Annotated in this window: 9 protein-coding genes and 2 pseudogenes; 4 read left to right on the top strand and 7 right to left on the bottom strand. The window is 63.6% G+C overall.

Annotation, left to right across the window (positions count from 1 at the left end; all coding sequences use genetic code 11):
* Positions 1 to 258 precede the first annotated feature (258 nt).
* The 6 genes from EN955_RS30285 to EN955_RS30310 all read right to left on the bottom strand — a co-directional run bounded on the left by EN955_RS30285 (position 259) and on the right by EN955_RS30310 (position 7,659).
* Positions 259 to 1,704 carry a homospermidine synthase gene (locus EN955_RS30285; protein ID WP_013529731.1) on the bottom strand — a complete coding sequence of 482 codons (1,446 nt, stop codon included), beginning with the start codon at positions 1,702 to 1,704 and terminating at the stop codon, positions 259 to 261.
* A gap of 130 nt (positions 1,705 to 1,834) precedes the next feature.
* On the bottom strand, positions 1,835 to 2,770 hold the full coding sequence (locus EN955_RS30290) for a DUF3445 domain-containing protein (RefSeq protein ID WP_024502730.1): 936 nt from the start codon (positions 2,768 to 2,770) through the stop codon (positions 1,835 to 1,837).
* Positions 2,771 to 2,773: 3 nt separating this feature from the next.
* Positions 2,774 to 3,436 (bottom strand): aminotransferase class IV family protein, encoded by a 663-nt coding sequence (locus EN955_RS30295; protein WP_013529733.1) that lies wholly within the window; start codon positions 3,434 to 3,436, stop codon positions 2,774 to 2,776.
* Positions 3,385 to 4,530 (bottom strand): aminodeoxychorismate synthase component I, encoded by a 1,146-nt coding sequence (locus tag EN955_RS30300; RefSeq protein ID WP_024502728.1) that lies wholly within the window; start codon positions 4,528 to 4,530, stop codon positions 3,385 to 3,387. Before EN955_RS30300 ends, EN955_RS30295 begins: the two co-directional genes overlap by 52 nt.
* 182 nt (positions 4,531 to 4,712) lie before the next feature.
* Positions 4,713 to 5,444 carry an NADH dehydrogenase gene (locus EN955_RS30305; RefSeq protein WP_013529735.1) on the bottom strand — a complete coding sequence of 244 codons (732 nt, stop codon included), beginning with the start codon at positions 5,442 to 5,444 and terminating at the stop codon, positions 4,713 to 4,715.
* 361 nt (positions 5,445 to 5,805) lie between these two features.
* The gene (locus tag EN955_RS30310; RefSeq protein WP_024502727.1) at positions 5,806 to 7,659 is read right to left on the bottom strand and encodes a M3 family oligoendopeptidase; all 1,854 of its coding nucleotides are present in this window, start codon (positions 7,657 to 7,659) and stop codon (positions 5,806 to 5,808) included.
* Between the two features lie 154 nt (positions 7,660 to 7,813).
* Here EN955_RS30310 and EN955_RS30315 point away from each other — a divergent pair, with 154 nt between their 5' ends.
* From EN955_RS30315 to EN955_RS30325, 3 genes are all read left to right on the top strand, one after another.
* Positions 7,814 to 9,349, top strand: a complete 1,536-nt coding sequence (locus EN955_RS30315; RefSeq protein WP_024502726.1) for a sigma-54 dependent transcriptional regulator — start codon at positions 7,814 to 7,816, stop codon at positions 9,347 to 9,349.
* A 409-nt stretch (positions 9,350 to 9,758) separates the two neighbouring features.
* Positions 9,759 to 11,585, top strand: coding sequence for a DUF882 domain-containing protein (locus EN955_RS30320; RefSeq protein ID WP_024502725.1), 1,827 nt, complete (start codon positions 9,759 to 9,761; stop codon positions 11,583 to 11,585).
* Positions 11,586 to 11,761: 176 nt separating this feature from the next.
* The gene (locus EN955_RS30325; protein ID WP_024502724.1) at positions 11,762 to 11,953 is read left to right on the top strand and encodes a hypothetical protein; all 192 of its coding nucleotides are present in this window, start codon (positions 11,762 to 11,764) and stop codon (positions 11,951 to 11,953) included.
* A gap of 87 nt (positions 11,954 to 12,040) precedes the next feature.
* On the opposite strand, the pseudogene EN955_RS30330 reads toward EN955_RS30325, so the two are convergent.
* Positions 12,041 to 12,313 (bottom strand): annotated as a pseudogene (locus EN955_RS30330) (keto-deoxy-phosphogluconate aldolase); the annotation flags it as partial.
* Between EN955_RS30330 and EN955_RS35985 the strand changes: the two are divergent.
* Positions 12,305 to 12,407 (top strand): annotated as a pseudogene (locus tag EN955_RS35985) (keto-deoxy-phosphogluconate aldolase); the annotation flags it as partial. The pseudogenes EN955_RS30330 and EN955_RS35985 overlap by 9 nt on opposite strands.

A 12,407-nucleotide genomic window follows, 5' to 3' on the forward strand; every position in this document is an offset into this window, starting at 1 on the left:
GTCGCACAGGCGGCGAGCATCGCCGCAATGGCACCCGCCACGCTCATCGAAAGAATTTTGCGCGCAATGATCATGTGAAAATCCTCTCCTCTCGCATCGGCCCAAAAATCGGAAATCGATTTTCGACAAGCACGAGGCGTGCATCCAAGTTTCCAGAGCGACGTGCGTCCAGATGAATACGTATCGCTATGGTCCGCATCCCTTCAATCGCCCGATTTCCGGGCGATTGCAAGGCAGTGAGGCAGGTGGGCGGTGCTGCTATCGCACAAGGATGTTGCGGAACTGCCACGGGTCGTTCCGGTCGAGGTCTTCCGGGAACAGGCCGGGACGGTTATCGAGCGGCGTCCAGTCGGTGTAGTAGCCCTTGACCGGTCCGAGATACTGGGACTGCACTTCCAGGCACCGCCTGTAGTCCATCTCGTCGGCTTCGACGATGCCGGCCTCGGGATTCTCCAGCGCCCAGACCATGCCCGAGAGCACCGCCGAGGTGACCTGCATGCCGGTGGCATTCTGGTAGGGGGCCAGCTTGCGCGCCTCGGCGAGCGACAGCTGCGAGCCGTACCAGTAGGCATTCTTGTCGTGGCCGTAGAGCAGCACGCCGAGTTCGTCGACGCCGTCGATCAACTCGTTCTCGTCGAGCACATGATGCACCGGCTGAGGCTTGCCGGCGGCGCCGAACATCTCGTCAAGCGACAGCATCGCGTCGTTGCAGGGATGATAGGCATAGTGGCAGGTCGGGCGGTAATGCACCTTGCCCTTCTTCGAACGCACGGTGAAGAAATCGGCGATAGAGATCGCCTCGTTATGCGTCACCAGCAGGCCGTATTGCGCGCCGGGCGTCGGGCACCACGAGCGCACGCGCGTGTTGGCGCCCGGCTGCTCCAGGTAGATGGCTGCCTTCGAGCCGTGCTTGTGCTTCTTGGCGTTCTTCGGCATCCATGTCTCGTGTGTGCCCCAGCCAAGTTCCGCGGGCTGCAGGCCCTCGGAGATGAAGCCTTCGACCGACCATGTGTTCCAGAACACATCCATCGGTTTCGGCTTCTTGGTGCGCTGGGTGTCGCGTTCGGCGATGTGGATGCCCTTGACGCCGGCCTTCTTCATCAGCTTGGCCCAGCCCTCGCGGTCGTCCTGCGCGGGCTCCGAGAACTCCAGGCCAAGATCGGTGGCGAGATTGACCAACGCCTGCTTGACGAACCACGAGACCATGCCTGGATTGGCGCCGCAGGTGGAGACCGCCGTGGCGCCGCCGGGCTTGTCGTGCTTTTCCTTGAGCAGCGACTCGCGCAGCGCGTAATTGGTGCGGCTGGCGTTGTCGGCCTTGGCGTCGAAATAGAAGCCGAGCCACGGCTCGACGACGGTGTCGATGTAGAGCACGCCGAGCTTGCGGCAGAGCCGCATCAGGTCCACCGAGCCGGTATCAACCGACAGGTTGATGCAAAAGCCCTGGCCGCCGCCATTGGTCAGAAGCGGGGTCAGGAGCTTCTTGTAGTTCTTCTCGGTCACCGCTTCCTGGACGAAGGTGATGCCGCGCTCGTCGAGCAGCTTGCGGTCGGTGTCGCGCGGATCGATAACCGTCATGCGCGACTTGTCGAACTTGAAATGGCGTTCGATCAGCGGCAGCGTTCCCCGGCCGATCGAGCCGAAGCCGATCATCACGACAGGGCCGCTGATCTCACCGTAAACGGGCCAGTTTTCATTCGCCATTTTATCGAGCACTCCTTCAAAGCCCAGGAAACTGGGAAAACGCACACACAAAACCGGGCATCTTTGCCCGGCGGCCATGCGCTACATCACAGATCATTGTCACAAACCAGCGAAAAGCGCCAACCAGCGATCAGTCGTCATTGGCCATGTGGTTAAGGACCGTCATCAGCCGGTCGCGGTCCGATGTCAGGCCCTTGTAGTCGAGCTGGGCGAGATCGAGTGCTTCGAGCTGGGCGGCGAAAGACACCGCGAGCTTCGCCCGATCAGGGTGCCGCGCCAGCACCCTGAGAGGGTCGAGATGGATGCGGATGGTGAACAGGATATCGCGTGAAACAGGCAGTTTGCGCAGGGTTTGCCGCTCGACGCGAATGAAGGCATGGGCGTCGATGTCGCCATCGGGAAAGCGCGACGGCCGGTTGGTGGCGCGGTCGATGCGCTGCAGGTCGGAGAGCGGATGGTAGAGCGCGTTGTCGGCCTGGATCGACCAGTTGTAGCGCTCGACGGCCTGCCCCTGGAGGCCATCGAACATCCGGTTGATGAGTTCCGCCGGACGCGTGCCCGGGCCGAAACCCGGCACCGGCGCGTGGATGTCCTGCAGCGGCTTGCCGAACTTTTCCAGGAGCGACCAGGAGGAGGGAAAGCAGAGCGAGCCGGCGACCAGCCGCCAGCCGCTGTCACTGCTGCGCATCAGGATCAGGTCTTCCTGGACGAGCAGTGAGGCTTTGGCCAGCGGCGCATCGGCGAGGGAAGCAGGCAGACGGCTCGCCGCGCCCGCCACCTCGACGCCTGATCCGCCGAGCCGATGGGTTTCGGGGAACCTCTCCGGGAGATGCGCGGCGAGCAAGTCGAGCACTTCCTGCTGGGCGTCGCGCGTGCCGTCCTCCTCGACGAAAACGCGCTCTGGGATTTCGGCATAGAGCCGGTGCTTTTCGGCGAGATACGGCAGCAGATGGCCGTCGACCTCGATCCAGGCCGCCGGGTCGAGCGGCTTCAGCCCGATGCTGAACAGTTTCGACGAGCCGTCATAGGGCGTGTGGGTGGGCAGCGTATGTTTTGGGGACGTCATGTCTCAGGTCAGTCTTGCCGGGATCAGTCCGCGCAGCGAATTGCCGACGAACAGGGACTTGGCGGATTTCAGATCGTCCAAGCTGTAGATCGCTTCGCGGGCGCGGCCTTCATCCAGAAGCTGCGCGCGCAATACGCCAGGCAGCAGGCCGCAATCGAGCCGGGGCGTCGCCAGCACGCCGTCGCCGAGATCGGCAAAGACATTGGTGATCGTGCCTTCACAGATCTCGCCACGCTCGTTGGCCATAAGCACCTCGTCGGCCTGCGTGATGAGGTGTTCGGCACGGGCACGCGTGTAAAGTTGTCGCCGGCTGGTCTTGTGGCGCAGCAGCGTGTCGTTCGAATCGAGCCTCGTCCGCGCCAGCCGCAGCATCCAGACTTTGTCGGCGGCGAGCGGTTCATAAGGCTGCGCAGAGGCCGTCACCTCGCCATCGTGCGACAGGACGAGGCGCGTGCGTGTGGCAACGCCGGAACCGCCGACCGCGCTGCTCAGCGCCTCGCCGACCGTGCCTGGATCACAGCGGAAGCCGAGTTCCGCCGCCGAGCCATAGAGGCGCGCAAGATGACGATCGAAGCGCAGGAAGCCCGAGCCGGGTTCCCAGCGCATGGTCTCGATCAACTGAAAGTCGGCGGTGTTCCCGTCGCGAAGCGCGCTTTCAGCAGACACTCCTGATACTCCTCCTGCGCCGTCGAATCGAAGACGACGCCGCCTCCGACATTGTAGACGGCCTCGCCGCCCGAAAAGAGCGAGATGGTGCGGATCGCCACGGAAAAGCGCATCGGGCCGCCGGGCGCGATCCAGCCTATGGCGCCGCAATAGGCATCGCGGGGCGTGCCTTCCAGGTCGCGCAGGATCTCCATGGCACGGATCTTAGGCGCGCCGGTGATCGAACCGCAAGGAAACAGCGCCGCAAAGATCTGGCGGATAGAGAGACCCGGCAGCAGTTTGGCCCTGACGTCGCTCACCATCTGATGCACGGTCGGGTAAGTCTCGATGCGGAACAGCGCCGGCACGTCCAGCGTGCCCACCTCGCTGATCAGCGAGATATCGTTGCGCAGGAGATCGACGATCATCCGGTTTTCGGCCTGGTTTTTCTCGTCATTGCGCAGGAAGATCTTCTGCCGTTCGTCCTCGGCTTTGGTGGCGCCGCGCGGCGCCGTTCCCTTCATCGGATGCGTCTCGATCATGCCCTCGGCGTCGATCTCGAAGAACAGTTCAGGCGAGCGCGACAGCACGATGGGTTCACCGAGCGCGATCAGCGCGCCATATTTCACCGGCTGACGTTCAGTCAACGCATCGAAGGCGGCCAGCGGCTCGCCTGACCATTGCGCGTGCACGGGAAAGGTCAGATTGCCCTGGTAGCAATCACCTTGCCGGATGTGCTGGTGCAGCCGCGAGAAGCGTTTTTCATAATCCTCGGGCGACCACGTCGCACGGGCGTCGAAGATCGGGCCATTGGTCGCCGCCGTATTGCGCGGCGGCACCGCCTGTTCGACCGGGGCATCGAAAACCCCAAGGCACACGAGTGGGGCGCGGCGTCCATTCGGCAGCAGGGGAACGAGCTTGGGTTCGAGCAAGTAGCCCGCCTCATACGAGAAATAGCCGGCAAGCCATTTGCCTGCATCATGCGCGGCTTGTGCTGCTTCCAGAGCCGGCCCGAAATCGCCTGCATCGTGCGCCACGATGATATCGGCCGGCCGGTCGAAAACGAGCTGGCGCGCGCTTTTGTCATTGCGAAAAATTGCGGCGGGCAGGGACATGGGCACCGAATGCTGCGGTCAATGAAGCCATCAACCGCTCTATATGGGGTGCCGCCCGCGCGCAATCGAGGGAACGGCACGCTGCCTCTTAAAGCCGACCTTTGGGCCAACTCAGGAACCAAGAGCAAACGGCGACGCCGATATGGCGCCGCCGCTTGCAATCTTCAGGTCGTGCCTGGCGATCAGCTGTTGCTGGAGGTTCCGGCTGTTGGAAACTGCTTGGCGAATTCCTTCTCGTTGCCGGCGGCGAGCAGCTTGGCCTGCTCGATCCAGCGTTCGCGCGCGATGCGGCCATCGAAATTCATGACGTCTTCGATCCGTTTGATATCGGCCGCTGTCCAGGACGCGATCTGGGCGAAGCTGGTGACGCCTTGTGCCTTGAGCAGTTTCTCATTGACCGGACCGATACCGATCAGCCGACGCAGATTGTCGGGCTTTCCGGATGCTGAGCCGGATGCAGGCTTGGCTGTTGCAGGCTTGCTCGTTGCGGATTTGGCTGGAGCCGAGGTTTTGGTGGCGGCGGGTTTCGCCGCCGGCTTGGCAGGGACCGCCTTGGCAGGGACCGCTTTCGCAGCGGCCGGTTTGGCCGGCGCGGGCTTTGTGGATTTGGCCGTCGCGGGGGTCGACATCAGGGCCGCCGGCGCCTGGCTTGCCGGTTTTGCCGCGCTGCTTCCGGCGGCAGGTGCGGCCGACGCTTCGCGCAGCCGGCGCTCAAGGTCGGCGCGGGTCTTGCCGCATGCATCGAGTTCGCCGGTCAGGCGGTCGCTGTCGGTGCGCAGCCTGTCGCGTTCGCTGCGTGTACGGTCGAGATCGCCGCGCAAGCTGTCGAGTTCACCGCGCAGGCGCCCCCAAAGGAACCAGCCGACCAATACGCCTATCAGGAACGCCAGGACCACGTAGAAAAAAGTGCCCATTGTCTCTCTCCAGTCAGATCCGTCTGCCGTGGGTCATGATCTTCGGCGAAGGACTACTCTTGGTGGTTCCGCGGTAAGCAGAACAGCCGGCTTCGGTTCGAGCTGTCGGCGATCGGCTTTGCTTGCCCATGGCCAACGGCCGTTGTCGCGTTCGCCTGAGCGCCACGGCCGGCTGAGATTTCTCCTCGCCGATCCGCATGCGCTCCGGCTGAGCTTGGAGCGAAGGCTATCATAGAGCTTGTGGAAAGCTATCGGAAAACTTCGGTGGAGAGTACTTCAAGAACAGATATTTAGGGCGATAGTAGAGCTGTCCCAACATGCATTCCGGCTAAACTGTTAGAGCGACGCCTGGGGGCGCATTTCAAGTGTCGAGCGCTTCCAGCTCGTCGATCAGGCCACTGATGACGCCAAGTCCGATCTGCCAGAAGGCGGGATCGGTGGCGTCGAGCCCGAAGGGCGCCAGAAGCTCGGAATGATGTTTGGTGCCGCCGGCGCGCAGCATTTCGAAATACTTGTCCTGAAAGCCGCGCTCGGCGTTCTGGTAGACCGCGTAGAGCGAGTTCACCAGGCAGTCGCCGAAAGCATAGGCATAGACATAAAAGGGCGAATGGATGAAGTGCGGGATGTAGGTCCAGAACACCTCATAGCCTTCGCGCAGCTTGATGGCGGGACCCAGACTTTCGGCCTGCACTTCGAGCCAGAACTGACCGAGCCTGTCGGAGGTCAGTTCACCGTTCTTGCGTTCGGCATGCACCTTTCGCTCGAATTCATAGAAGGCGATCTGGCGCACGACCGTGTTGATCATGTCCTCGACCTTCTGGGCGAGCATGGCCTTGCGCTCGCGCCGGTCGGTGGTCTGGTCGAGCAGCGAGCGGAAGGTCAGCATCTCGCCGAAGACCGATGCCGTCTCGGCCAGCGTCAGCGGCGTCGAGGCCATCAGCGCACCCTGGCCGCCGGCCAGCACCTGATGCACGCCATGGCCAAGCTCGTGCGCCAGCGTCATCACATCGCGCGGCTTGCCCATGTAGTTGAGCAGGACGTAGGGATGCGCCGACGGTACGGTCGGATGCGCGAAGGCGCCAGGCGACTTGCCGGGCCGCACCGGCGCATCGATCCAGTTGCGGTCGAAGAAGGTTCGCGCGATCTCGGCCATGTCGGGCGAAAAGCGCTGATAGGCGGACAGCACGGTGTTCCTGGCCTCGTCCCAGCCGATGATCGCTTGGGGCGTATCCGGCAACGGCGCGTTGCGGTCCCAATGGTTCATCACCTCCATGCCAAGCCAGCGTGCCTTCATCGCGTAGTAGCGGTGCGAGAGGCGCGGATAGGCATCGCGAACGGCGGAGGCCAAGGCGTCCACCACACTGCGCTCGACGCGGTTGGCCAGATGGCGTGAATCGGCGATGTCCTCGAAGCCACGCCAGCGGTCGGATATCTCCTTGTCCTTGGCCAGCGTGTTGGTGATCAGCGTGAAGGTGCGCAAGTTCTTGCGGAAGGTCGTGGCCAGCGCCTCGGACGCCCGGCGGCGCACCTCGCCGTCGGCGTCCTGCAGACGATTCAGCGCCGGCTCCAACGTCAGTTCCTCGCCGTCGATGTGGAAGCGAAGGTCGGTCATCGTCTCGTCGAACAGGCGGTTCCAGGCGCCGCGTCCGGTGATCGACTTTTCGTGGAAGAGCTGCTCGACGCGGTCCTCGAGCTGGTAAGGCTTGTCCTTGCGCAGATCGAGCACCCATGGCCGATAGTGGCCAAAGGCGGGATCGCCGGCGAGCGCGCCTTCGATCGACGCATCGTCGATCAGGTTGAGTTCGAGCGCGAAGAACAGAAGGTGCGCGCTGGCGTCGGTCATCTTCTCCTGGATGTCGCCATAGAGCTTGGCGCGCTGGGGATCGGCGGTGTTTCCGGCATAAACCAGTCCCGCATAGGAGACGATGCGGCCGATCAGTTCCTCCAGCGCCTCGTAGGCGACAAGCGCCTCGCCCAACCTGCCGGCGCCGCCGCGCTCGGCTTCGGCGGCCAGCGTACCCTTCCAGCGGCTCTCGAAACTGGTGGCATCGGTGGCGGCCTTGGCGATGTCGCGCTTCAGCTCCGGCGCGTCCATGCCGGCATAGAGGTCGGCAAGGTTCCATTCCGGCAGGTCGCCCAGCTCGGCCGCGCCTTGACCCGACGCCGGCGCCGCCAGCCGCCGTGCGGAAACCGTGTGCCCAGAATCCCTATGCATTGCCGACACCTTCCGTGGCCAAGGTTCAAGGAGAAACGAGAAGCCGGTCAAATCCTAAGGAATTCATTCACCGGGTTTTTTGAAACCTTATTTAGAACCCTGTGCCAAGATGGTCCACAGGGCAGAATTCCTCGGGCGGGCAGTCACACCAGTCATGACAGGTTCCATACTCATAGTCGATGACGATCCGGTGCAACGCCGGCTGCTCGAAGCGGCGGTGACGCGGTTCGGCTACAGCGCAATCGTGGTCGACGGCGGCGCGGCCGCTCTCGACATCCTCGATGGACCCGGCGCCCGCGAGGTGTCGGTGGTCATCCTCGATCTGGTCATGCCCGGTCTCGACGGTATCGGCGTGCTGAAGGCGATGCGTGAGCGCGACATCAACGTGCCGGCGATCGTGCAAACCGCGCAGGGCGGAATCGAGACCGTGGTTTCGGCGATGCGTCATGGCGCCTTCGATTTCGTCGTCAAGCCGGCGTCTCCCGACAGGCTGCAGGCGTCGATCGGCAATGCGCTCAAGGTCGAGGCCGTCGAGGGCGAGGTCAAGCGCACATCGCGCCGGCGCGGCGGCCTCCTGACCTTCAAGGACATGATCACGCACAGCCCGGCCATGGACAGGGTGATCCGCCTTGGCCAGAAAGCGGCGGCATCCAACATTCCGATCCTGATCGAGGGCGAGTCCGGCGTCGGCAAGGAACTGGTGGCGCGTGCCATCCAGGGCAGTGGCGACCGCCGCACGAAGCCCTTCGTCACCGTCAATTGCGGCGCCATTCCAGACAATCTGGTCGAATCGATCCTGTTCGGTCACGAGAAGGGCTCGTTCACCGGGGCCACCGACAAGCACACCGGCAAGTTCGTCGAAGCGCATTCGGGCACGCTGTTTCTCGACGAGATCGGCGACCTGCCGCTCGACGTGCAGGTCAAGCTGTTGCGCGCGGTCCAGGACGGCGAGGTCGACCCGGTCGGTGGGCGCTCGACCGTCAGGGTCGACATCAGGCTGATTTCGGCGACGCACCGCAACCTCCTACAGCAGGTCAAGGACGGCAAGTTCCGCGAGGATCTGTTCTACCGGCTGAACGTCTATCCGATCTTCGTGCCGCCGCTGCGCGACCGCCGCGACGACATCCCGTATCTGGTCACCCATTTCATGGAGAAGGTCGCGCCGGCCGACCCGCACCGTCGCCTGCAAGGTATTTCGGCGGCAGCGCTCGCCGTGCTGCAGGCCTATGACTGGCCCGGAAACATCCGGCAGCTCGAAAACGCCGTCTTTCGCGCCTCGGTGCTTTGCGAAGGCGATGTGCTTGCCGCCGAGGACTTCCCGCAGATCCGGGCGCAAGTGGAAGGCACCGTCAACCTCGATATGGATGGCGACGCGCCGTCGCCGTCCTTGCCTTTGCAGGCGCGCGATGACGAAGCCTTGCCCGGCGAGGGCGGCCCGGCAATCGCGTTCGATCCGCCGGCAAGGCTGCAGCCTCGCTTCGGCACGTTGCGGGCGCTCGACGAGCGCGGCAATGTGCGGGCACTTGCCGATGTCGAACTCGAGATGATCAAGCTTGCCATCGATCACTACAACGGACAGATGAGCGAAGTCGCCCGCCGACTCGGCATCGGCCGCTCGACGCTCTATCGCAAGCTCAAGGAACACGGCATCGATCCGGAGACAGGCCGCGTCGATCGACTAGCCTCCTAAGGGCGATGCCGGGCTGAGCTTTGGCCCGGCTTCCGGCTTTGCCACAAGGCCGGCGCCAGCTTGCAATGCCACAACGGGCCTTGTATCGCCGTTTCAGCGGCATTGTGGCTGTCCCGTGGACAGCTCTGTTCACGCATTAAGGCTAGCGGTAACAGATCGTGTTCGGGGCGAAGGCGAAAATCTGATCTAAACCAGCGGTTTACCAAGAAACCTTGTGAACAATTTTTGACGGGATATCGCCACGGTGTTACCGCATTTCGGCTTCAATAAGCGATGATTAACCATTAGGATCGATATTCGGGTGTGCTAATGCCACATCCGTTTGGACAAATCCGGGGACAAACGGCAGCCTGCAAGGCCTTTTGATTTGAACAGAATCGAACGACACACAAACAGGCGGCACCATCATTTGAGCGTCTGGCCGAAGTGGCTGGCAGTGTTGGTTGTCGCTTTTGGTTTTGTTGCCGCGGCTGCGAGCGGAGCCAGCGCCGAAACACGGTCGCTGAAGCTTTATCATCTCCACACCCATGAGAAGGCCGAGATCGTCTACAAGCGCAACGGCCGCTACGTCCCCGAAGGTCTCCGCAAGATCAACATCATTTTGCGCGACTGGCGTCGCAACGAGCCGACCAAGATGGATCCGCGCCTGCTGGATCTCGTCTGGGAGGCGTATCGGGAAGCAGGTGCCACGGACTACATCCAGGTCGTGTGCGGCTATCGCTCGCCGTCGACGAACTCGATGCTGCGCAGCCGCAGCAGGGGCGTGGCCGAGAAGAGCCAGCACATGCTCGGCAAGGCGATGGATTTCTATATTCCCGGCGTGCCGCTGAAGAAGCTGCGCAACATCGGCCTCAAGATGCAGGGCGGCGGCGTCGGCTACTATCCGTCATCGGGTTCGCCGTTCGTCCACATGGATGTCGGCAATGTGCGCCATTGGCCCGGTATCAGCCGGCAGGAACTGGTCTCCCTGTTCCCCAATGGCAAGACGCTGCATGTGCCGAGCGACGGCAGGCCGCTGCCCGGCTTTGAGCAGGCGCTCGCCTCCTACAAGGCGCGCAAGGGATCGGGCTCGCCGGCCATCGAGATGGCCAGTGCCGGCGGCAGCAGCAAGAAATCGGGTGGATTCCTGTCGGCTTTCTTCGGTGGCGGCGGCGACGACGAGGCCGACGACAGCGCCGATGTCGAGACCGCTTCGGCCGCCCCCCCGCCCAAGGCGAGAAACCTGAAGCCGGCAGCGGCGGCCAAGACCAGCAACCTCCCGGGCATCGCCATCGTGGCGCCGGAGAATGCGCGGCGCGCCGAGATTCCGCAAGTGACCGAACAGCAGGCTCCGGAGCCTGAACAGGACACGCCGGAGACGATCATCGCGGCTTTGCCGGCCCGAAGCATTCCGCTGCCGGATTTCGCACCGCGGCCGAAAGCCGATGTCGGCGCGCAGCAGCCTGAGAATGTTCCCTTTGCGATGGCGGAGGCGACAGCCACCACCGAGCAGGCCGTGGCGACCGCGCATGCGCCGGCGAGCGTTCCTTTCGGCATGGCCGATGCAACGGCTTCGGCTGATGCGACCCAGGTCGCGGTCAACAACATACCGTTGCCGACATGGCGTCCCGACAATTCGCTGCCGGCCGCTCTGGCTGCGCCGCCCAGCAAGGATGTGCTGATGGCGCTGGCGGAGACGGCCGACCAAGGCAAGACCGCGACCGATGCGTTCTCGGTGCTGCCGACGGCGCGGCCCGAGATGGCCAGGCCGGACGCGGTCAAGGCCGTGCTCGACGAGGCCAATGCCCAGGTCGGTGCGGCCGATTACCAGCTTGCTTCCTTGTCCGGGTCCGAGCCGCGTTCGGCGTTCAACGATCCGGGCACCAACACCGCATCGCCGCGCGATGCTGTCGTGGCCCGCCCAGTCGGTTCCGATCCGGCCGCCGCGATCGGCGCCGGCGTCAAGACGACGCGCAAGGAATCGAGAGCCACCGCCCGCGACCTGAAGCCAGGCCCCAAGGCCATGGTGGTTGCAGCCGCACCGCAGGCCGCCCGTTGGGCCTTGACCAGCGGCGAGCAGGTCGCCACCGTTTCAAGCGCGACGACGGCGCCGGGTTACGCCTACAGCATCGTGCACACGCCGCCGAGCGAGGTCTACACCGCTGGCTTCCAGCCGAGCAGCCAGGTGGCCGATGCCAATCGCTTCACCGGCAACGCCGTCAAGTTCATGTCGGTAGCTCGCTTCCAGACCAAATGACGGCAAATCAACCGACAAAGCCGCGCCGGGCAACCAGCGCGGCTTTTTGCTGCGTGGCCGGATCCGGTCGCGCGGCCCGCCGGCTTCCGATCACACCGGCCTGACATTGCCGTGATCGTGGAACGCCTCGGGCCGTCAACGGTTTCTCCCTCGTTCGTTCAAACCCGGGGATACCCATGAAGAAGATTCTACTGGCATCGGTCATCGCGTTGGCAACCGCTTCGGCGGTCATCGCCCCTACGCAGGCCGAAACCATTGTCGTCAAGACCCACGATCACATGCACATGAAGAAGCACTGCCGGACCAAGGTTGTCACGACCTGGAAGCATCATCATAGGGTGGTCAGGGAAGTCAGGGTCTGCAACTGATCCGGCCAAGGCAGGCCTGGAAAAAACATCCGGCGGAAACCCGGTCGACGCAAGTCGGCCGGGTTTTTCCATGCCGCCATGAAAGCCTTATTTTGCGAGCTTGCTCGCCGCGCGCGCCAAGGCTTCGATCTCGTCCCATTTGCCGGCCTTGACGAGGTCGTCGGGCGCCACCCAGGAGCCGCCGACGCAGACCACGTTGGGCAGGCTGAGATAGTCAGCTGCGTTCTTGGCCGAGATGCCGCCGGTCGGGCAGAATTTCACATCGGCGAGCGGCGAGGCGAAGGCCTTCAGCGAAGCGATGCCGCCCGACTGCTCGGCCGGGAAGAATTTCAGGAAGCGCAGGCCGGCTTCGCGCGCGGCGGCCTGCCTGCGATCGAGATCACGCTGAGGACCGCCGACGCGCTGGAAGCGATCCGGCGGGTCGCTGGTGAAGTCGAGGACGCCATCGTCGGCG

This window comes from Mesorhizobium sp. M7A.F.Ca.CA.001.04.2.1 (assembly GCF_003998485.1).
In the GTDB taxonomy this organism is placed as follows: domain Bacteria; phylum Pseudomonadota; class Alphaproteobacteria; order Rhizobiales; family Rhizobiaceae; genus Mesorhizobium; species Mesorhizobium ciceri.